This is a genomic window from Salegentibacter agarivorans (genome assembly GCF_900113135.1).
Taxonomy (GTDB): Bacteria; Bacteroidota; Bacteroidia; order Flavobacteriales; family Flavobacteriaceae; genus Salegentibacter; species Salegentibacter agarivorans.
Window position 1 is genome coordinate 291,728 of the sequence record NZ_FOOH01000001.1, and the last position, 21,024, is coordinate 312,751.

Sequence of the window (21,024 nt, forward strand, 5' to 3'; positions counted from 1 at the left end):
AGAATTATTAGGCTATTGCTCTTATTTTTCTTTCTGAAATTTCCATAATTTCGTGAATATCATGGTCTTCCACGCATCTTCTGGCATCAGCATAATTCAGGAATTCTGCATAAACCTCATCTAACTGAAGCTTGGTTAAATTGTAGCCCATTTTCTTGGCTTTGTAAGCTAAAGCTGCTCTTCCGCTTCTGGCGGTAAGAACAATTGCGGATTCAGTAACTCCAACTTCTGCAGGATCTATAATTTCGTAAGTTTCACGGTTTTTAATTACCCCGTCCTGGTGAATTCCAGAGCTATGTGCAAAGGCATTTGCACCTACAATCGCTTTGTTTGGCTGTACAAACATTCCCATTTCACGGGAAACCATACAACTAGTATCAAAAAGGAATTTGGGGTCTATATTTGTATTTAAATTTAAAGTTGGGTGTTGTCTTAAGATCATGACGACCTCTTCTAAAGCGGTATTCCCCGCACGCTCACCAATCCCGTTAATAGTGCACTCTATTTGGCGTGCTCCATTTTGCACACCTGCAATAGCATTTGCAGTAGCAAGGCCTAAATCGTTGTGGCAATGGCAGGAAATTCTAACTTTATCGATGTCCTTTACATTGTCTTTTAAATATTTTATTTTTCTTCCGTATTCATCAGGAAGGCAATATCCGGTAGTATCAGGGATATTAAGAACAGTTGCTCCGGCTTTGATCATTTCGGTACAAACTCGGGCAAGAAATTCATTATCTGTTCTTCCGGCATCTTCAGCATAAAATTCAACATCGTCTACAAAATTCTTTGCGTGTTTAACCGCGGCTACACCACGCACAATAATTTCTTCTCTGGTAGAGTTGAATTTATATTTAATATGTGAATCTGATGTTCCAATACCGGTATGAATACGCGGTTTTTTAGCATATTTTAAAGCTTCAGCAGCAACTTCGATATCTTTTTTAACAGCACGGGTGAGTCCACAAACGGCGGCATTCTTTGCCAGCTTAGAGATTTCGTAAACCGATTGAAAATCGCCGGGACTCGAAACAGGAAAACCTGCTTCAATAACATCTACTCCCAGCTCATCAAGGCGCGCAGCAATTTTAAGTTTTTGGGCCGTATTTAATTTACAACCTGGAACTTGCTCTCCGTCTCGTAACGTCGTGTCAAAAATTTCTACCTTTTCTGTGCTCATAAGAGATTTTTTTTACTTTATCTTTAACTAAAGTATTGTTAATCTATACACTCAAGACCTTTGCCTATAAGGTCATTACGATAATTAAACTAAAAAATATAATGTAATACTACTGTAAATCAGTTTATTACGAACTATTCTGTTACAATGACTAATGATTTAACTGATAACTTATTTTCTTTGATTAAGTCGCTTTCACCTTCAGAAAAGCGTCAATTTTCATTGTATGTTGGAAGAATTGGTGTGAATACCGATAGTAAATTTTTAAATTTATTTAAGGTGATGACCAAAATGAAAAAATACAATGAGAAAGAAATTCTTCTAAAAACTAAAATAAGTAAGCAACAATTATCTAATGTAAAAGCACATTTATATAAACAAATCCTTATTAGTCTTAGACTGAATCCTGCTCATCAAAGCATACCGGTGCAAATTAGGGAACAGTTTGATTTTGCTTATATCCTTTATAGAAAAGGTCTTTACAAACAAAGTTTGAAATTGCTCGATAAAATTAAAGGCCAGGCGCTGGAATATGAAGAGAAAAATCTGGCTTATGAAATTCTGGAGCTGGAGAAAATAATAGAATCGCAATATATTACCCGAAGTATAGAAAACCGTGCCGAAAGCCTTATTCAGCAAACCAGGGATTTGAGTGATCTGAATTTAATTTCCAGTAAACTTTCAAATTTGTCATTACAGTTATATGCTATTTTTCTAAAAATGGGATATGCCAGAACCCAAGAAGAGGCTGAAAGTATTAGAAATTATTTTTATCAAAATCTTCCTGAATATCAAATCAAGAATATAGGTTTCAGGGAAAAATTGTGGCTATATAAAGCTCATTTATGGTTTAGTTTTATCACCCAGGATTTTCTGGCTTGCTACCGCTATTCTATGAAATGGATAGATCTTTTTAACGAACACAAACATTTGGTGCCTATTCACCCGGTTTCCTATTTAAAAGGGAATCACTATTTACTGGAATCGTTATTTTACCTGAATCACACCAATTTATTCGAGAAAACCCTTAGGAATCTTGAAGGGATGCTGAAAGATGCCAAAATCCCTGACGATGATAATATAAAAGCCCTGGCTTTTCTTTATCTATACTCCAATAAGCTGAATTTACGTTTTATGCAGGGGAACTTTGCGAATGGCGATGAATTGGTAGAGAAAATCCAGAAACGAATTAAAAAATATAAGGACCGAATTGATGAGCATCACATTATGGTGTTCTACTATAAGATTGCCTGTCTATATTTTGGAGATGGAAACAATAAAAAATGTATAGAATTTCTTAATAAGATTATTAATAATAAATCGCTTGAAATGCGGGAAGACCTTATGTGTTTTGCCCGTATCTTGAGTTTGGTGGCTCATTACGAAGCCGGGCTGGACTATCACTTAGATCGCCTTGTAAAATCTACCTATAAATTTTTAATTAAAATGAACGATTTGCACGAGGTGCAGAAAGAAATGATACGTTTTCTTAGAAATTTACCAGAAGTTTCTCCGCTTGAAATTAAAGATGAATTTAGGAAACTGCATACCAAATTAAAAGATTTTGAAGATCATCCCTATGAGCGTAGGGCATTTTTATACCTGGATATCCTTTCCTGGCTCGAGAGTAAAATAGAAAACAGACCGGTGGCTGATGTTATTGCTGAAAAAGTAGCTTTGGTAAGCAGATAGTTATTTCTGAAATACGAGAGGAAGACTATAACTTACATTTACCACCTCTCCAAATTGCTTCCCTGGTTTCCATTTTGGCATTTCTTTTACAACTCTATAAGCTTCCACCATATATTCAGCGGGGGCTTCTTCAACTATTTTAATGTCAGTCGTATTTCCTTCGCAATTAATAGTAAATCTTATTACTACTCGCTGCATAGAATTATGATAAGTAGGTATTTTAATATTTTCTATTAGATACTTTTGTAGAGCTTTTTGTCCTCCAGGAAATTCAGGTGGAATCTCAAAGTGGAAATATTCAATTTCTTCACCAGCCTTATTCCAAACCGTACCTTTTTTTAGTTTATTTCGTTTGAAATAATCATGTCTCCTTTTGATCCCATTTTTCCAGTAGGCAACTAATTCTCCGTGCATTTTTCCGTTCTTAAATTCTATCGAATGAAACAATTCTCCAGATTCATAATAATGTTTATGTAATCCTTCATAGATTTTCTTTTCATCTTTTAGATCATAAGATTGCTCAGCTTTTTTTGCTCCATCCACGAAATAGGTGGTTCTTAAAAATTCATAGTCTTTGTCTGGAGTAGGAGTAACAATTTTAAAATATTTAGCATTTTCTTTCTTATCCAATTCCTGGTAATTATTATCCATATAGATAGTATCCTGGGCAAATACGGAAAATGAAATTACAGTAAGAATTAAGCTGAGGAAAAGGTTTTTCATAAGTATTTTAGGCGGGTTTTAATTTAAACAATTATTCCAAAGTACTTCATCGGGAGGAGGAGCAGTAATGTGTATTTCTTCTTTCTTTACGGGATGAATAAATTTTAGCTCCCTGGCATGTAGATGAATACTGGCATCTTTATTACTTCGGTCAAAACCGTATTTTAGATCGCCTTTAATCGGGCTGCCAATTGCCGAAAGTTGGCTCCTTATTTGATGATGCCGCCCGGTATGCAAATCTACTTCCAACAGAAAATAGTTATCTAATTTTTTTAAAAGTCGATATTCCAGAATAGCTTTTTTGCTTTCGGGAACTTCTTTAATATGCGCGTAAGATTTGTTTTGTTTTGGGTTTCTATTTAAAAAATGGACTAAAGTATCTGAATCTTTCGGGGGAACATTTTTCACAATTGCCCAGTAAGTTTTCTTCGCTTCTTTTTGCTGAAAAAGCTTGTTAAGTCTTGGTAGGGCTTTAGATGTTTTTGAGAAAAGAACAATTCCGCTGGTTGGTCTGTCTAAACGGTGAACTACGCCTAAATAAACATTTCCGGGTTTATTATATTTTTCCTTTATATAAGATTTTACAACCTCGCTTAGCGGTTTATCGCCAGTTTTATCGCCCTGCACAATATCACCGGGACGTTTATTAACCACAATAATGTGATTGTCTTCATAAAGAACCTGGAGATTATTTTTATCTGAAATTACTTTTTCCAAAAAGAAGATTTTAGTTATACTGCCGGCTTTAACAATTCACTGCTTACCAAACTAGTACTGTTCATCATCAGATGGGAAACTTTTGCTTTTTACATCGTCCCGATAATTTTCAAAAGCTTTGGTCATTTCTGTATGAAGATCAGCATATCTTCTTAAAAATCTGGGGTTGAATTCGTGGGTCATCCCTAACATATCATGAATTACCAACACCTGGCCATCTACACCGTTTCCGGCACCAATTCCTATTACAGGAATACTTATACTTTCGGCAACTTCTTTAGCTAGCTTAGCCGGAACTTTTTCTAAAACTATGGCAAAACAACCCAGGCGTTCCAATAAGATCGCATCCGATTTTAATTTTTCGGCTTCAGCTTCCTCTTTAGCTCTAACGGTATAAGTCCCGAATTTATAGATAGACTGCGGGGTTAAGCCTAAATGTCCCATTACGGGAATTCCTGCGTGCAGTATACGTTTAAGTGATTCTTTAATTTCTTTTCCGCCTTCAAGTTTTACAGCGTGACCGCCACTTTCTTTCATAATTCTAATGGCAGAGCGCAAAGCTTCTTTTGGATCACTCTGGTAACTTCCAAAGGGAAGATCTACAACAACAAGGGCACGATTTATAGCTCTTACCACGCTGGTTGCGTGATAAATCATTTGATCTAAAGTAATAGGAAGTGTGGTTTCGTGTCCTGCCATCACATTACTGGCAGAATCTCCCACAAGAATTACATCTATTCCAGCACCATCTACAATTTTCGCCATAGAGTAATCGTAAGAAGTTAGCATCGCAATCTTCTCACCATTTTTTTTCATATCTACGAGAGACTTGGTAGTGACTCTTTTATATTCTTTCTTAGCTACAGACATATTTTCAATTTTGGATGGTAAAAGTACAAAAACACGCGGTTTTAAGGTAAGAAGCTGGTTTTAATGTTTTTTAAGCTCAGCATAAAGCGTTTTTAATAATTCACCATCGTCTCCGTGATATTGCCAAAACATCGCACCACCCAAATTATTATCTAAAATATAACAGGCTTTTTCTTTTATTGATTGGGGGTCATCATAAGTGATAAATGTTCCTGTAGCTTCGCGCCAAAGAAAAGGTGCTTTGGCTTCTTTATCCCAATGGCGTTTATATTTACCAGTTTCTATACTATCTTTTAAATCTCTATAATTGATGCTGAAAGCATTCCCAAGAGCTTTTTGATGTAACCCGAAGTTTTTATTTTCTGTCTCGTGCCATCCACGGCCATAGAAAGCCATACCCACAACAATTTTTTCTGAAGGAGCGCCAGCCGCCAAATGTTCCTTCACTGCTGTTTGAGTACTCTGTTTGTAATCCTTAGGATCTGTTTCTGAAACATATAAGTTTGTATGGTGTGATGTAGAATCGTTCCACCCACCCTGGTAATCGTAACTCATAATATTTATAAAATCCAGGTAAGGATGAATTTTATCCAATTCTACATTATCTAAATATTCCTGAGTAGCAGCCGTTGCTATGGTTAGTAAGTAATTTCTCTGGTCTATTTTGCCTAGGGAATCTAATTTCTTCCTAAAAAGTTTTAAAATAGAGGTGAAGTTTTGTTTGTCCTCAGGCATATGAGGGTTTCCCGCTCCTGGCAACCCGGGATATTCCCAGTCTAAATCTATTCCATCTATCTTGTGATTTTTAAGAAATGAAATACCATTATTTGCAAATTGTTCTCTGGCAGCTTTGGTTGCAACTGCTTCAGAGAAACCTCCAGACCAGGTCCAGCCTCCAACGGAAATCAATATTTTTAGTTCGGGATTGTTCTTTTTTAAAGTGTTTATTTTCTTTAGGCGGTCTTTGTCTTTAGGATTTCCTGCTACGATTTTTCCATCTTTAATATTAGCAAATGCGTAATTAATGTGGGTGAGTTTTTCAGCAGAAATTTCATCAAATTTATCATTAATATTCTCACTAATAATGTAGGCTACAATCTTTTTTTCCTGTTTTCCCTGGGCCTTCATGTGAAGATTATTAAAGAAAAAACAAAGACTTAGACACCAGAAAATAATCGTAATTCTTTTCATAATTGATGGATTAGCGTAAAAACTTTAAAATACTAAATTAGCGTTTAAATAAAATGAATTCTATGAAGAAGTTATTATTAATTAGTTTTTTGCTTTTGTGCCAAATTGGGTGGAGCCAAAATGGCGAAAAAGAAAATCTTCAGACTTTAATTGAGAATTTCTTTGAAGCCTTTCACGCTCAGGATTCTGTGAGGTTAAAAAGTTTTGCACATCCCGATATTAAAATGCAATCTGTAGCTATAGATAATGAAGGGAATACAGTTTTATCTACTTCAGAATATTCACATTTTTTAAGGTCGATAGCTTCAATTCCTGCTTCGACTAAATTTGAAGAAAAATTACACGATTTTGATATTAAAGTTAATGGAATGATCGCCAATGTAAGCACTCCTTATTCTTTTTATGTAAATGATGAATTAAGTCATTGCGGGGTAAATACTTTCCAGCTCATGAAATCATGGGGCGAATGGAAAATTATCTATTTGGTAGATACACGTAGTAAAAAAGGCTGTAAGTAACTATTCAACATCTTTTACACACCTAAAGCCTAAATGTTCCAATCCGCTCTCGGGAGTAGAGCTCATTCTTGCCGCATTCCGGTAACCGGTGCAATAAGATTCGCTGCATAAAAATGAACCTCCCCGAATAACTTTTTGTTGTTGGGGATTAAAATATTCTTTAAAGTAACCATCTGTGCGCTGTTCTAATTTTGAATACGCATTTGGATAATAGGTATCCAAAACCCATTCCCAGGCATTTCCAGAAATTTCGTAGAGCCCGAAAGAATTGGGAGGAAAACTTTTTACCGGGGCGGTTTTTTCAAAACTGTCTTTTATCTCGTTAGAAACCGGAAAATCTCCCTGGTGGAAATTCACGAATGCGGTTGCTTTCTCAAAATCGTTTCCCCAATGGTAAATTTGATTTTCTTTTCCACCTCTGGCCAGGTATTCAAATTCTGCTTCGGTAGGTAAACGTTTTCCGGCCCATTTTGCATAAGCCATAGCATCATACCAGGAAACCTGTACTACGGGATGATTTTCTTTATCTTCAATAGAACTTTCTGGACCTTGCGGATGTTTCCAGTTGGCACCTTCTTTAAACTTCCACCAGGCCTGCGGATTTTCGGCATCAAAAACCATCGCACCGGGAGGAAAAGTTTTACCGTTAATTTCAAAACTACGTTCGGCGGTAGTAACGTAACCGGTTTCTTCTACGAATTCTCCGAATTCAGCATTAGTAACCTCAGTTTCATCTACCCAAATTGTTTCAATTTTTTCTTTATGCTGCGGAAACTCATCTCGCCTGGCTTGTTGGGAATTTCCACCCATCATATATTCCCCTCCTTCAATCTTTAGCATTCCGGAGGTTGAAACCGAATCGCGTTCTTTTATTTCGGCAATTTCTTCAAGATATTTTTCGTGGTAGGATTTTTCGGTTTTCTGAATATTTTCTTTAGAAGCTTCAGCAGGTTCATTTTCTTCATTTTTACAACTAAGAAATGAACAGAAAAGACAGAGGAGAACGAAGTATTTTATAAAGAATAAACGCATTAATTGATTTTCGGCTAAAGATAAACAAGTGTGGTAAATACTTAAAATTAATTGAAGCTGCTAAGGCTGGTTTTATTTATTGTAAAAGCTTTGGAAGCAAAAAGAATACTACAATTCCGTTGTTCATGGCGTGCATCGTAATGGGCCAGATAAGGTTTCCGTTTTCAACTTTTATTTTTCCGAAGAAATACCCTGCTATAATTCGTGGGAAAATTAACAGGAATAAAATCAGATCAAATTGCCAGCCTTCAACGTAATTCCAGATATGAACCAGACCGAAAAGAGCAGCGGTAAGTAGCCATATTAATCTATAATTTCGGTATAGAATTATACGAAATATTCTAAGGAATCTTGAAGGTTTTAGAGATTGTAAGAACAGAAAAATGATAATAGCCGATAATATTACCAGCCCATATTTAAGTAAAGAATGTCCTTCCTGCGGAATAAAACCCAGGCCTATAAATGCAAGTACTGCACAAATAAAAATATGAATTTCGGTAAAAGATGGCTTAATGAGGGTTCTAAACATACTTTCTTCCAAAAGTGGCGCTATAATAACTGCCATAAGAATAAATGCCAGCGGACTCTCATCCATTAAATTGAATAACTCAGTTTGCTGGTATTTCTCGAGGTCTAATTCTGGTAAAAATGTATTTAAAAATCCCAATAAAAAGAAAAACAGAAAATAAGTCCCAATCATGAACCAGTAATTGCGAAAGAGGTTGCTGACTTTTGGTGGGATTTTAAGGAACTGCAAAGATTTAGATTTGATTATTGCTGCAATTTAATACTGTAAGATATTTTAAATAACTAATTCACGAATTATTCCAATGAGTTTTTTAAATAATTCAAAATTCAGAATAGCAAAACTCAGAACTGATAACCCACAACAGAGAACGGATAATTAACAATCACTCAAATTCACCTTAACTGCAAGCCCGCCTTCAGATGTTTCTTTGTATTTAGAATTCATATCTTTTGCAGTGTCCCACATTGTTTCAATTACTTTATCCAATGGAACTTTTGCTTTGGTAGCATCGCTTTCCAGGGCTATTTCAGCGGCATTGATGGCTTTTATGGCACCCATTGCGTTTCTTTCAATACAAGGCACCTGTACCAAACCTGCAATAGGATCGCAAGTCAATCCAAGATGATGCTCCATAGCGATTTCTGCGGCCATTAATACCTGTTCAGGCGTTCCGCCAAGTAATTCTGTTAATCCGCCGGCAGCCATTGCCGAGGATACACCAATTTCTGCCTGGCACCCGCCCATAGCTGCAGAAATCGTGGCTCCTTTTTTAAAGAGACTGCCAATTTCACCGGCAACCAGCATAAAGCGTTTCATATCTTCAAAAGTTGCTTCGTGGTTTTCTATCACCATATAATACATCATTACAGAAGGTACGGTGCCGGCACTGCCATTAGTTGGCGCGGTGACTACACGACCCAAAGATGCATTTACTTCATTTACGCTAATAGCAAAACAACTCACCCATTTAAGGATTTGCCTGAATTTCACCTCAGTTCTTCTAATAGCGATTATCCAATCTTCGGGCGAATCATATTTTTCTTCGCCAATAAGACGCTGGTGCATTTCAAAAGAGCGGCGTTTTACGTTGAGTCCGCCGGGAAGTGTTCCTTCGGTATGGCAGCCAATAAACATAGATTCCAGCATCACATCCCAAATTTGTTTTAAGCCGGCATTTATTTCTTCTTCAGTTCTAAGAGATTTTTCATTTTCCAGAACTATTTCAGAAATAGGTTTGTTTTCAGCTTTGCAGTAGGCTAGGAGTTCTGTAGCTTTTTCAATAGGAAAAGGAAATTCTAAAAAGCTTTTCATCTTATCACTAGCGTTTTTACGCTCTTTCTTTACAACAAAACCGCCACCGATAGAATAAAAAGAAGAGGAAGTTTTTTTACCGTTTTTCAGTTTAGCCCGAAATGTCATTCCGTTGGGATGAAACTCAAGGAATTTCTTGTTAAACTTTACATCGTCAACTATGCTAAAATCGATCTCTTTTTCGCCGTTAAATTGAAGTTTTTTTGTTTCCCTAATCTTTTGAATTTCAAGATCAATTATAGAAATATCCATAGTTACAGGATCGTGGCCACAAAGTCCTAAAACAGTGGCAATATCTGTAGCGTGACCTATTCCGGTAAGGGAAAGAGAGCCATAGAGATCTATATGTATATGTTCTACGTCATTAAAAGTGCCTTTTTGCTTTAATTCTGCAATCCAGCGTTGTGATGCCCGCCAGGGACCTAAAGTATGAGAACTGGAAGGGCCTACGCCCACCTTCAACATATCAAAAACACTAATACATTCAATTTTTCGCATTGTATAACTCCTATTTTACTGCAAAAATAAGGATTTGTTAGTATGAAGTAGAATGAATTGAAGAAATATTAAAACGATTTCGTAATCTTGGAAGCGCAGATTTGGCAAGTACTTTTAGAAAAAAATGACAACCTGTCATAAGTTTTCTGCTGGCATAATGATTGACTTTAACACCTCGAAGAATTGAAATCAATAATATAAAATTCAACCTATAAAGTTATGAGTAAAATAATTGGAATTGACTTAGGTACTACCAACTCTTGCGTTGCCGTAATGGAAGGTAACGAGCCTACGGTAATACCTAATGCCGAAGGAAAAAGAACTACACCTTCTGTAATCGCATTTGTAGAAGGTGGCGAAATAAAAGTTGGTGACCCGGCTAAGCGTCAGGCAGTAACTAACCCAGAAAAAACTATTTCGTCTATTAAACGTTTTATGGGGAACAAATATTCTGAATCTTCTAGAGAAGCAGGCAGAGTTCCTTATAAAGTAGTAAAAGGTGATAATGATACTCCACGTGTAGATGTGGATGGAAGAAAATATACTCCCCAGGAACTTTCTGCAATGGTACTTCAAAAAATGAAGAAAACCGCAGAAGATTATCTTGGACAGGATGTAACAGAAGCGGTAATTACCGTACCTGCATACTTTAACGATTCTCAGCGTCAGGCTACAAAAGAAGCTGGTGAGATCGCAGGATTGAAAGTAAGTCGTATTATAAACGAGCCTACTGCAGCAGCATTGGCTTACGGACTTGATAAAAAATCTCAGGATCAAAAAATCGCTGTTTATGACCTTGGTGGTGGTACATTTGATATCTCTATCCTTGAATTAGGTGATGGTGTATTTGAAGTATTGTCTACAAATGGTGATACGCACTTAGGTGGTGACGATTTTGATGAAGTTCTAATCGATTATCTTGCAGATACTTTCCAAAAGGCTGAAGATATTGATCTAAGAAAAGACCCAATGGCACTTCAGCGTTTAAAAGAAGCTGCTGAAAAAGCTAAAATTGAGTTGTCTTCTTCAAGTCAAACTGAGATCAATTTACCATATGTAACGGCAACTTCAAGTGGACCAAAACACCTTGTAGAGACTATTAGCCGTTCTAAATTTGAGCAGTTAGCTTCAGAATTGGTAACCCGTTCTATGGAGCCTGTTAAAAAAGCACTTAGCGATGCAGGTCTTTCAAAAAGTGATATCGACGAGGTAATTCTTGTTGGTGGTTCTACCCGTATTCCTAAAATTCAGGAAGAAGTAGAAGCATTCTTTGGTAAGAAACCTTCTAAAGGTGTAAACCCAGATGAGGTTGTTGCAATTGGTGCAGCTATCCAGGGTGGTGTATTAACCGGAGATGTAAAAGATGTATTGTTACTTGATGTTACTCCACTTTCTTTAGGTATTGAAACTATGGGAGGAGTTAACACTAAGTTAATTGAATCTAACACTACGATTCCAACCAAGAAATCACAAACATTCTCTACCGCGGCCGATAATCAGCCTTCAGTAGAAATTCACGTATTGCAGGGTGAGCGTCCAATGGCGGCAGATAATAAGACAATTGGTAGATTCCACTTAGACGGAATTCCACCAGCGCCAAGAGGAACTCCTCAAATTGAAGTGACTTTTGATATTGATGCCAATGGTATCATTAAAGTAAGCGCTACCGATAAAGCAACCGGAAAATCTCAGGATATTCGTATCGAGGCTTCTTCAGGATTAACAGAAGAAGAAATCGAGAAAATGAAGAAAGAAGCTGAAGCAAATGCTGATGCCGATAAGCAAGCTAAAGAAAAAGTAGATAAGCTGAACGAAGCTGATGCTATGATCTTCCAAACTGAAAAGCAGTTGAAAGAATTTGGCGATAAGATTTCTGAAGATAAGAAAAAGCCGGTAGAAGAAGCTTTAGAGGAATTAAAGAAAGCTTATGAAACTAAAGAGCTTGATCAAATAACTCCTGCTTTAGACAAATTGAATGAAGCCTGGAAAACAGCTTCTGAAGAAATGTATAAAGCACAAGCTGAAGCTCAAGGCGGACAAGGTGGACCACAACAAGGTGCTACCGGAGCCGAAGGCGGACAGCAAGCTGGAGGAGACTCTAAAAGCGGAGACGACGTAGAAGATGTAGATTTTGAGGAGGTGAAGTAAGCAGAGAGCCATTTTTCATAGCGCTTTGCGCTAAACAAAAATGTTCGAATCGCCTATCCCAAACTCGCTTCGGGATCTTAAAACCTCAAACTCACATCTGAGCAATATAAAAAGCGCAATCATTAATTTGATTGCGCTTTTATCGTTTTTACACGCAACCATTTTGTGATTTTTACATCTACTATATAAACACCCACAATTATGAAAAAATTTATACTACTTGCATTATTAACTTCAGCAACTATTTTTCTGACATGCAGCCCTGACAATACTGATGACCAACAAGAAAATTTTACTACTGATTCTGTTAACCTTAATATAGGTTTAGAGGAAAATTGTGCAGTAACTGAAACTTACTGTGCCATGAGTGATACATGCGGGGAAGAGTTTTTAAACTTAATTGATTTCCAGTATACCGATTCCGAATTAGAATTTACTATGTACTTCAATTCCCAAATTGAAAATAACTTTAGCCTTGAAACCTTAAGAAACAATTTCGAATATTTGAATTTTGTTATAAGATTTCCTGAACAAAAAACAGATAGTACGTCATATGCTTATGTTCACAAATTACCCATAAGAGAATTGAACACTCCGAGTGAAGAAGGCTTTACCCTAAGTTTTGATAATTATGAAGATGGGGCTATTACTGGCTCGCTAAAAGGTAATATATCAGAAATGACTAAAGTTAAACAATCAGATGATCCTAATTGTATAATGGATGATATCATGGGGGTTTGTACTGAAGAAATTAGCGTAGAAAAAGCAGTTGCTATAGATTTTAAATTTTGTTTAGACAGATAGTTAGTACTTATTATTTAATTACCTTGTTGCTTAAACGTCACTATCCTAAAAACGTAATATACAAATAGACAAAATTAAATACCACCAAAAGCCCAAAGCAAATCAAGCTGAAAACTCTATAATTTTTTCCCGGGCGGTGTTTTTTAGGCATTTGTTTTCCTGTTACCAGTTTATAATTAAACCAGGCCAGAAAAGGTGCTGATAGAAAAGAAAGTCCGGCAGCAAAATCTACTAAAATGGTAAATGACCCGGAGAGAAAATACAAAATAGAAAGTGAAAGAACCGGGATAATAAAAATGGAATTTCGGTAAATTTTCCATTTTTCTTTTTTGTCTTCCGGTTTATCCTTTTCAGGGTTTTTTAATTCAGAAATTACTCTCGGGTAAGCATCTGTAACTGTTAGAACGGTACTTAACATAGTAACAAAAGCTGCTACGGAGATCAAAGGCTTGCTCCATTCCCCAAGGGTTTTTCCGTAAAGTTCCACCAACTGGCTCGAAAATTCCACGCTGTTGCTGGAAAAAGAAGTCCCGCTGCCAAACATTACTAAAACGCCAAGTAGAAAAAATAATAAACCAATAAATGCCGCTGAAAGATAACCCACGTTAAAATCGACAAAAGCACCTTTCACTGAAATTTTCTGTTTGTTTTGAACTGCTTTTTCTTTGGTCCAGATGGAATGCCAAACCGAAGCATCTAAAGGAATAGGCATCCAGCCCATAAAAGCGATTATAAAACCTAAACTGGCGGTAGTCCAAAGCGAAGGCGATTCGGTAGTTACGGCATCATTCACAGTACCGGCACCAAAAGCCATAATTACGGCAACAAGTGTAGCCAACGTTAACAAAGTAACGATCACTTTCATGCTTTTATCCAGGCCGGGATATTTTCCTATTAAAAGTAAAGCGATACACGCAATAAGAATAATTCCACTCCAAAGAAAAGGCGACCAGCCAAAATTGAATAGTCGCTCGGCTAAACCTGCGGTAACAATAGTCACTGCGGCCTGTATAATAAACATACTTCCTATCGTAATCCATATATAAATCCAGTATGGGAATTTGCCCAGTTTTTTATATCCGGTAATTAGGTGATTTCCGGTACCGGCGGCAAACCTGGGACCAAATTCAAGAAAAGGATATTTTGAAATACAAGCCACGATCAAAACCCAAATGAGGATAAATCCATAATCGGCACCGGCTCTAGTAGCCTGCACTAAATGAGAAACTCCAATGGCTGCACCAGCCAGTAAAAATCCGGGGCCAATACTTTTTAAAATGGATTTTTTAGAAGAAGTAATATTTTGTTTCATTTAGAAATAATTAAATCGCTAAGTTCTCGACTGCGCTCGAAGTGACAGTTTCTGGCTAAAGAATTGAAAAGAATACCACCGAATTTAAGCAAATTCAGTAATAAGTTTGGTATTAACTTCGTGCCCGCCTTTATAGGTTTTTATTTCAAGATTACGAGGAAATATCTCTTTCAGGTGTTCTTCTTCTACTTTTACTATTCCGTTTTTGAGGTATTCATCTTCAGTTCCGTAGATAAAAGTGAAATTTGTTTTTTTAAGAAATTCAAAATCTTCGGCAGTTAATTCTGAAGGAACTTTTCCCGAATGCATAATTAATTCATGGCACTTAATTTTACGCCTGGCAATCCACCTTATTGCTACTGAAACGCCCTGGGAATAGCCTAAAACTATTAATCTTGGTGCGTTTTTTAGATATTCAGCTTTATAAACTTCATCGAGATAATTGAGTACATTTTCAGTTTCTGCTTCAGTGTGTTCTTTAGTGAGCCAGGAGGCACCTACGTGTTTATACTCGTTGTTGAGGTAATATTTAGATTGGGCCTGTGGAGCGATCACATAATTTTCTGTTGCATTTAAATGATTAAAATGCCTTAAGAAATACCTGCTTAAATAACCAATTCCATGGCAAACCAACCAGACGGTTTTTGTCTTTTCAGTAAAATCATTTAAAACGCTGTAGGTATTGGTGATTTGGTAAAAAAGCTGCTTTTCGGTACTCATTATTTTATGTGATTTTTAATGGGAAACCCTCAGTGGAATAGCGAGATTTTCTCATTAAATTTGAAATATCTTCGAAGATAATATTCTTAACCCCCTGTGACCTTTTCTTATTGCAATACACCCTCATGTAATGCAATAAATTTCACCCCGGCAATTTGTATTCACAAAACTAATTAATACTAATTATTATGGAAATTTTTATAAGAAGATTATTCTTATCGTTCCTCCTATGCGTTATTTGTTTTTCGTGTAGTGAAGAGGAAGGTGTCCAGGAAGTTTCAGAAAAAGCTACGCTATCTTTTAGTCCTATTCTTAATGATCTGCTACGAAACCAGCAAAATAAACAGGAAGCTACCGAGCTTCCAGCGTGTTCTGATGATACCCCTTCCTATGTAGAAATTATTTTATTGCGAGGTGAAGAAGAAGTCGTAGGTACTTCTGGGGATCCTTTTGCAATTGATTTGGTTTCTGATGAAAATTATACTGAATATAGTCCTGAACTTGAACTTGAACCGGGAACGTATACTTTAGATCATTTTGCCGTGTATAATTCTGAAGGTGGTCTTATTTGGCTTGCACCAAAAGGAGGTGCAATTGGAGATTTATTACAGAACACTTTACCGTTAGACATTAATCTTCGTAGCGGAGTTAAAAAATATGTAGATGTAACGGTGGTTTGTTTTGATGATAGAATTGTGAATGAATATGGTTATTTATTTTTTGATCTTATTCCCACCGAAATATTTGAATTCTGTTTCTTCGCAAATTATTGTAATGAAGCCGGAAGACATTATACCGCGGCTTATAGCGTAGATATCTGGTTAGGAACAGACGATAGTGGAACTCCGCTTTATACCGATGTAGAAAATGCAAAATCTGCTGAAGGTGAAGATCCCTGGGCAGATCCATTATGTTTCGATTTACCTAATTTACAGGATTACGACGATGAAGAACCATATCTATATTATGAGGTTACCCTTAAGGGATGGCCAGATGTATATGGCGAAGTTTCAGAGATAATTATTGATGGTACGTTGAGTAGATCCAATATCCAGGCTAATTTTGACGGGGATGATAATGTAGAATACGAGCATTTATTTTTTGGTTGTGGAGATGATGACGAACCATTAGACTCAGATCAGGATGGAATTCCCAATAGTGAAGATAATTGTCCAAATGTACCAAACCCAGACCAGGCAGACGAAGATGAAAATGGTGTAGGTGATGCCTGTGAAAGTGGATCAGATGATGATGGCGATGGCATACCAAATGATATTGATGAATGTCCAGATACAGATCCCGGAGTAGAAGTAGATGAAGTTGGATGTGAAAGTATCCGGGTTCCCGGCAGAGATGTGGTTGTATTAAACGATATAAATATATTTGATAATACCGCTCTGGAAGATCCCGATAATGTGAGATTTGTTCAAAACCTCGTTAATTATACCACTACGGGAGTAAGGAACGGTGGAGATGTGGTTTGGATAGATCGCGGGCGCCATGCAAGATGCTACAGCAATGGTGAATGTACTGAAACCGGATGGGCTACCACGGAATCTGTTATAGAAGATGAAGGTTTTACCGTAGAGAGTATTTTTTCAACGGTAGGCTCTTTAACAAGCATTCCTTCAGATGTTAAAATAGTGATGCTGGTTATGCCAACATCGCAATATACGGTAGACGAAATCAATACTTTAAAGCAATTCGCGGCCGATGGTGGAAGAATAATTTTTGTTGGTGAGTATGATTCATTTTATGCAAATATTGAAGTTGAAAATCAATTCCTTGCAAATATGGGCGCCGTTTTATTCAATAGTGGAGGCCGAGTTGATTGTGATTATACCATATTACCTTCAGCATCCAATAGAGATCACCCTATTATGGCAGGTATAGAAGACCTAACCATTGCCTGCGCTTCTGTAATAGAACCTGGAGATGGAGACCTTGCTCTGTTCTATGACACTACAAATACTTTAGTTCTTGGGGGTGTAGCAAAAATTGATACAGCACCAATAACTGAACTTAAGCAGGCAGCAAGATCGAAACTTAGAGCAAAAACCACACGTATATCTAATCAATCTTCGTCTACAGGATATTAATAATTAAAATTTTAATTAAATAAAAAGCCGCTATAGAGCGGCTTTTTTTATGGTAGATTAAAAATTTGTTTTGGCATCTTAGGTCTTTCTCAATGTTTATTTTTATTTCAGGGTTTCGTACTTTTACGATATAATCAATAATTAGAATGATGACTAATGAAGAAATTCTGGAGCTTTCCAAAAAGGTGTGTAAAAATACGCTTATGGAAACCCTGGAAATTGAATTTACTGAAGTTGGAGAAGATTATTTAATTGCAAAAATGCCGGTTACCCCAAAAGTGCATCAACCCGATGGCGTGCTGCACGGTGGTGCCAGCGTAGCTTTGGCTGAAAGTGTTGGCAGTATGGCCAGTTATGTTTTTTTAGATACTGAGGAGTTTTTTATTCGCGGTATTGAAATTTCTGCAAATCATTTAAAAAGTATTGCTGAAGGTTTTGTGTTTGCCAGGGCTTCTTTTATTCATAAAGGCCGAACAACGCAGTTGTGCGAAATAAAAATTACCGACGAAGCCAATAACCTGATTTCTATCGTAAAACTTACTACCATAGCATTGCCAAAAAAGAAATAGAAAATGAACAACGAAGAGTTTTTTATAAAATTGGAAGAACAAATTCAAAGCGGAAATCCTTTTGTAGCCTATAGAAACCCCGGATCTAAAAACGAATTGACCAAAGCTTTGCTTCAGGATTCAGCTGAAACATATAAAACCGACGATTTTACCGAAAATGGATTTGTTTTTGCTCCCTTTGAAAATACTAAAAACGCAATTTTAATCCCTTCAGAAAATGCCGAAATAATTACTACAGAATATTCGGCTGAAAGCTCTGAAGAAGTAGAAAAGGAAAATCAGGAATTTCCCCCTGCTTATACCAATTCCAAAGCCAGAATTAAACACGAAGAATTGGTTGAAAACGGAATTGAAGCCATAAAAAAAGGAGAATTGAAAAAGGTGGTTTTGTCACGTAAGGAAGACGTGCAAACCCAACTTAAAGCGATGGAGATTTTTAAGAATTTGCTTAAAAAATATAAAACTGCTTTTGTGTATTTCTGGTTTCATCCTCAAACCGGGATTTGGTTAGGTGCCACGCCAGAAACTCTTTTAAACGTAGAACGTGAAAAATTCAAAACTATGGCTCTGGCCGGAACCCAGGCCTTTGAAGGAACTTCATCTGTAAACTGGGAAGAAAAGGAAATTGAGGAACAACAAATTGTTACCGATTCGATTTTGGAAAATCTGGAAAATAAAGTTTCCGGGAGTATTCATAAATCTGAGCCCTATACTTCCAAAGCTGGGAATTTGCTGCATTTACAGACCGATATTACAGGAATGTTAGATCCTGAAAAATCCAGTCTTAAAAGCTTGATTTTTGCTTTACACCCAACTCCGGCTGTATGCGGACTTCCGAAGAAAAAAGCCCAACAATTTATTTTAGAGCATGAAGCTTATAATCGCGAATTTTATTCAGGTTTTTTGGGAGAATTGAATATGAAAAAGGAGGTAAAGCGAAATAACAATCGTAGAAATCAGGAAAATCAAGCTTATGGAAGCATCCTGAAACAAACTTCCCTTTTTGTGAATTTACGTTGTATGAAATTGGAAGCCGGAAAAGCCAGGTTATTTATTGGTGGTGGGATTACCAAAGATTCCAGTCCTGCAGATGAATGGCAGGAAACCGTAAATAAATCGCATACCATAAAATCTGTACTTGTTAAATAAGGTCAAAACCTGCTCCCAAAATGTTTTTGAAATTGTAATTTTGGGTGAAATTAAATTGCCTGTCGTCATTCTGAACTTGTTTCAGAATCTAGGTTTTTAATTAGCTTAGAACCTGAAACAAGTTCAGGTTGACCTTATATCAAAATTATAGACTTCAAAGGTTTTTAAAACCTGTGAAGTTTGGGATTCAACTCTACAAAATAAACTTTGTGAAATACTCCAAAATACCAGTTGCCAGATCTATTGTAGCCCTTTGTGTGGCTAAAAATATAAATCACGTGGTGATTTCTCCAGGTTCAAGAAATGCGCCTCTAACCATAGGTTTTACGCACCATTCCGACATTAGACCTTACAGCATCGTAGATGAACGCTGTGCGGCTTTTTATGCGTTAGGAATGGCGCAGCAATTACAAAAACCGGTGGCGCTGGTTTGTACCTCTGGCTCTGCATTGTTAAATTATTATCCGGCGATTGCCGAAGCTTTTTATAGTGACATCCCTTTGGTGATTATTTCTGCAGATAGGCCTATTGAACGTATAGATATTGGCGACGGACAAACAATTAGGCAGAAAAATGTATTTGAAAACCATATTTTATATTCGGCTAATTTACATTCAGAATTAGTTTTAGATTCTGAAGCAACCGATAAAAAGCTTCAGCAAAAACAATTTGAATCGCAGAAACATAATGAGCGGGAAGTCAATTTGGCGCTAAATAAAGCGATAGAAGAGAAGGGGCCGGTTCATATAAATGTTCCTTTTTATGAGCCTTTGTACGATTTGGTAGAAAATGTTGAGGTAAATCCTATCCAGATTTTGCCAGAAATTAAAGAACGAACCTATACCGAAAGTCAATTAGGCGGTTATGCCGAACTTTGGAACAAAGCAAAGCGAAAAATGGTGATCGTTGGCGTTGCACAGCCCAATATTGTTGAACAGCAATATTTGGAAAAACTGGCCAAAGACGATTCGGTTATTGTATTGACGGAAACTACCTCCAATTTAAATCATCCCGAATTTTTTACTAGAATTGATACTCTTATTGGTCCTATTGAGAAAGATGAAAACAGGGAAGAATTATTTAAAACGCTTCAGCCGGAAATTTTACTCACTTTTGGCGGAATGATTGTTTCCAAAAAGATCAAAGCATTTTTAAGAAATTACCAGCCCCAGCAACACTGGCATATTGATCCTAAAAAAGCATACAACACTTTTTTCTGTTTAAACAAACATTTTGAAACCACTGTAAATTCATTTTTCACACATTTCTTTCCCCTTACTGAAAAATCCGAAAGTGATTATGGAAAATTCTGGAAAGAGGTAAAAAGCAGGAGACAGGTTCGGCACCAGGAGTATATGAACGAGATTGTGTATTCAGATCTAAAAGCGATGCAGAAAATTATTCCCAGCGTACCAGAGAATTATATTGTACACCTGGGGAATAGTTCAACCATTCGCTATGCACAATTGTTTAAATGGAAAGAAAGCTTGCGTATTTTTTGTAATCGCGGTACTAGCGGGATAGACGGGAGTATTTCTACTGCAGTTGGCGCGGCATGTTTAAAAAGGGAGCCCACGCTAATGATTGTAGGTGATTTAAGTTTTTTCTATGATAGCAATGCACTTTGGAATAATTATATTCCTAAGAATTTCAGGATAATAATTTTAAATAATAACGGTGGTGGTATTTTCAGGATCCTACCTGGAAATAAGCACACCGAGAATTTTGAGACTTATTTTGAAACCACACATCAGCTTCAGGCAAAATCTTTAAGTGAAATGTATGGATTTGAATACTGTTCTGCTAAAACTTCCGAAGAAATAAATGAGCAATTGAAAGGTTTTTTTAGCGATTCGAGTCAACCTAAAATCTTGGAAATTTTTACCCCAAGAAAGATTAACGATGAAGTGCTGCTGGAATACTTCAGTTTTATGAAATCTTAAGAATTTAAATTCGTAAAAA

18 protein-coding genes are annotated in these 21,024 nt (G+C 36.7%); 8 read left to right on the plus strand and 10 right to left on the minus strand.

All coding sequences use genetic code 11. The features are described from left to right. Positions 1–7 precede the first annotated feature (7 nt). Positions 8–1,180: a 2-isopropylmalate synthase gene (locus tag BM084_RS01210; protein WP_075326437.1), complete on the minus strand. Its 1,173-nt coding sequence runs from the start codon at positions 1,178–1,180 to the stop codon at positions 8–10. 147 nt (positions 1,181–1,327) lie between these two features. Here BM084_RS01210 and BM084_RS01215 point away from each other — a divergent pair, with 147 nt between their 5' ends. Beyond that, a complete protein-coding gene (locus BM084_RS01215) occupies positions 1,328–2,872 on the plus strand; it encodes a hypothetical protein (RefSeq protein WP_075326439.1) in 1,545 nt (514 codons plus the stop codon). Here BM084_RS01215 and BM084_RS01220 read toward each other — a convergent pair whose 3' ends face one another. Genes BM084_RS01220 through BM084_RS01235 form a run of 4 tightly spaced genes read right to left on the minus strand, consistent with a single transcriptional unit; the run spans position 2,873 to position 6,373 of the window. Further along, positions 2,873–3,595: an energy transducer TonB gene (locus BM084_RS01220; RefSeq protein WP_075326441.1), complete on the minus strand. Its 723-nt coding sequence runs from the start codon at positions 3,593–3,595 to the stop codon at positions 2,873–2,875. A gap of 18 nt (positions 3,596–3,613) precedes the next feature. Continuing rightward, a complete protein-coding gene (locus BM084_RS01225) occupies positions 3,614–4,312 on the minus strand; it encodes an RluA family pseudouridine synthase (RefSeq protein WP_075326443.1) in 699 nt (232 codons plus the stop codon). Positions 4,313–4,363: 51 nt separating this feature from the next. Further along, entirely contained in the window at positions 4,364–5,182 is an 819-nt protein-coding gene (gene panB / locus BM084_RS01230) for a 3-methyl-2-oxobutanoate hydroxymethyltransferase (RefSeq protein WP_075326445.1), read from the minus strand. A gap of 60 nt (positions 5,183–5,242) precedes the next feature. After that, the gene (locus tag BM084_RS01235) at positions 5,243–6,373 is read right to left on the minus strand and encodes a glycoside hydrolase family 18 protein (RefSeq protein ID WP_093302187.1); all 1,131 of its coding nucleotides are present in this window, start codon (positions 6,371–6,373) and stop codon (positions 5,243–5,245) included. A 62-nt stretch (positions 6,374–6,435) separates the two neighbouring features. Here BM084_RS01235 and BM084_RS01240 point away from each other — a divergent pair, with 62 nt between their 5' ends. Further along, positions 6,436–6,891, plus strand: coding sequence for a Cif family virulence factor (locus tag BM084_RS01240; RefSeq protein ID WP_093302460.1), 456 nt, complete (start codon positions 6,436–6,438; stop codon positions 6,889–6,891). On the opposite strand, the gene BM084_RS01245 is transcribed toward BM084_RS01240, so the two are convergent. The 3 genes from BM084_RS01245 to BM084_RS01255 all read right to left on the minus strand — a co-directional run bounded on the left by BM084_RS01245 (position 6,892) and on the right by BM084_RS01255 (position 10,261). Next, complete coding sequence (locus BM084_RS01245) at positions 6,892–7,923, minus strand: formylglycine-generating enzyme family protein (protein WP_093302190.1); 1,032 nt, start codon at positions 7,921–7,923, stop codon at positions 6,892–6,894. Between the two features lie 76 nt (positions 7,924–7,999). After that, a complete protein-coding gene (locus BM084_RS01250; protein ID WP_093302194.1) occupies positions 8,000–8,623 on the minus strand; it encodes a CPBP family glutamic-type intramembrane protease in 624 nt (207 codons plus the stop codon). A 204-nt stretch (positions 8,624–8,827) separates the two neighbouring features. Next, complete coding sequence (locus BM084_RS01255; protein WP_093302197.1) at positions 8,828–10,261, minus strand: L-serine ammonia-lyase; 1,434 nt, start codon at positions 10,259–10,261, stop codon at positions 8,828–8,830. A 219-nt stretch (positions 10,262–10,480) separates the two neighbouring features. On the opposite strand from BM084_RS01255, the gene dnaK reads away from it, so the two are divergent. Both dnaK and BM084_RS01265 read left to right on the plus strand, forming a co-directional pair. After that, positions 10,481–12,409 carry a molecular chaperone DnaK gene (dnaK, locus tag BM084_RS01260; RefSeq protein ID WP_093302201.1) on the plus strand — a complete coding sequence of 643 codons (1,929 nt, stop codon included), beginning with the start codon at positions 10,481–10,483 and terminating at the stop codon, positions 12,407–12,409. 201 nt (positions 12,410–12,610) lie between these two features. Beyond that, the gene (locus tag BM084_RS01265) at positions 12,611–13,213 is read left to right on the plus strand and encodes a hypothetical protein (protein ID WP_093302205.1); all 603 of its coding nucleotides are present in this window, start codon (positions 12,611–12,613) and stop codon (positions 13,211–13,213) included. A 40-nt stretch (positions 13,214–13,253) separates the two neighbouring features. Here BM084_RS01265 and BM084_RS01270 read toward each other — a convergent pair whose 3' ends face one another. Further along, positions 13,254–14,525: an NRAMP family divalent metal transporter gene (locus BM084_RS01270; protein WP_093302208.1), complete on the minus strand. Its 1,272-nt coding sequence runs from the start codon at positions 14,523–14,525 to the stop codon at positions 13,254–13,256. Positions 14,526–14,609: 84 nt separating this feature from the next. Next, positions 14,610–15,245 (minus strand): alpha/beta hydrolase, encoded by a 636-nt coding sequence (locus BM084_RS01275; protein ID WP_093302210.1) that lies wholly within the window; start codon positions 15,243–15,245, stop codon positions 14,610–14,612. Between the two features lie 188 nt (positions 15,246–15,433). Here BM084_RS01275 and BM084_RS19645 point away from each other — a divergent pair, with 188 nt between their 5' ends. From BM084_RS19645 to menD, 4 genes are all read left to right on the plus strand, one after another. Then, positions 15,434–17,344 (plus strand): thrombospondin type 3 repeat-containing protein, encoded by a 1,911-nt coding sequence (locus BM084_RS19645; protein WP_093302213.1) that lies wholly within the window; start codon positions 15,434–15,436, stop codon positions 17,342–17,344. A 149-nt stretch (positions 17,345–17,493) separates the two neighbouring features. After that, a complete protein-coding gene (locus BM084_RS01285) occupies positions 17,494–17,913 on the plus strand; it encodes a PaaI family thioesterase (protein WP_075326462.1) in 420 nt (139 codons plus the stop codon). A 3-nt stretch (positions 17,914–17,916) separates the two neighbouring features. Then, on the plus strand, positions 17,917–19,062 hold the full coding sequence (locus BM084_RS01290) for a chorismate-binding protein (protein ID WP_093302214.1): 1,146 nt from the start codon (positions 17,917–17,919) through the stop codon (positions 19,060–19,062). Positions 19,063–19,271: 209 nt separating this feature from the next. Beyond that, positions 19,272–21,005, plus strand: coding sequence for a 2-succinyl-5-enolpyruvyl-6-hydroxy-3-cyclohexene-1-carboxylic-acid synthase (gene menD, locus BM084_RS01295; protein WP_093302463.1), 1,734 nt, complete (start codon positions 19,272–19,274; stop codon positions 21,003–21,005). The last annotated feature ends 19 nt before the right edge of the window (positions 21,006–21,024 follow it).

Excerpts from the sequence above, each read along its gene's own strand:
- BM084_RS01210 (WP_075326437.1), bottom strand. The coding sequence starts at position 1,180 with ATGAGCACAGAAAAGGTAGAAATTTTTGACACGACGTTACGAGACGGA.
- BM084_RS01215 (WP_075326439.1), top strand. The coding sequence starts at position 1,328 with ATGACTAATGATTTAACTGATAACTTATTTTCTTTGATTAAGTCGCTT.
- BM084_RS01220 (WP_075326441.1), bottom strand. The coding sequence starts at position 3,595 with ATGAAAAACCTTTTCCTCAGCTTAATTCTTACTGTAATTTCATTTTCC.
- panB (WP_075326445.1), bottom strand. The coding sequence starts at position 5,182 with ATGTCTGTAGCTAAGAAAGAATATAAAAGAGTCACTACCAAGTCTCTC.
- BM084_RS01235 (WP_093302187.1), bottom strand. The coding sequence starts at position 6,373 with ATGAAAAGAATTACGATTATTTTCTGGTGTCTAAGTCTTTGTTTTTTC.
- BM084_RS01240 (WP_093302460.1), top strand. The coding sequence starts at position 6,436 with ATGAAGAAGTTATTATTAATTAGTTTTTTGCTTTTGTGCCAAATTGGG.
- BM084_RS01245 (WP_093302190.1), bottom strand. The coding sequence starts at position 7,923 with ATGCGTTTATTCTTTATAAAATACTTCGTTCTCCTCTGTCTTTTCTGT.
- BM084_RS01250 (WP_093302194.1), bottom strand. The coding sequence starts at position 8,623 with ATGATTGGGACTTATTTTCTGTTTTTCTTTTTATTGGGATTTTTAAAT.
- BM084_RS01255 (WP_093302197.1), bottom strand. The coding sequence starts at position 10,261 with ATGCGAAAAATTGAATGTATTAGTGTTTTTGATATGTTGAAGGTGGGC.
- dnaK (WP_093302201.1), top strand. The coding sequence starts at position 10,481 with ATGAGTAAAATAATTGGAATTGACTTAGGTACTACCAACTCTTGCGTT.
- BM084_RS01265 (WP_093302205.1), top strand. The coding sequence starts at position 12,611 with ATGAAAAAATTTATACTACTTGCATTATTAACTTCAGCAACTATTTTT.
- BM084_RS01270 (WP_093302208.1), bottom strand. The coding sequence starts at position 14,525 with ATGAAACAAAATATTACTTCTTCTAAAAAATCCATTTTAAAAAGTATT.
- BM084_RS01275 (WP_093302210.1), bottom strand. The coding sequence starts at position 15,245 with ATGAGTACCGAAAAGCAGCTTTTTTACCAAATCACCAATACCTACAGC.
- BM084_RS19645 (WP_093302213.1), top strand. The coding sequence starts at position 15,434 with ATGGAAATTTTTATAAGAAGATTATTCTTATCGTTCCTCCTATGCGTT.
- BM084_RS01285 (WP_075326462.1), top strand. The coding sequence starts at position 17,494 with ATGACTAATGAAGAAATTCTGGAGCTTTCCAAAAAGGTGTGTAAAAAT.
- BM084_RS01290 (WP_093302214.1), top strand. The coding sequence starts at position 17,917 with ATGAACAACGAAGAGTTTTTTATAAAATTGGAAGAACAAATTCAAAGC.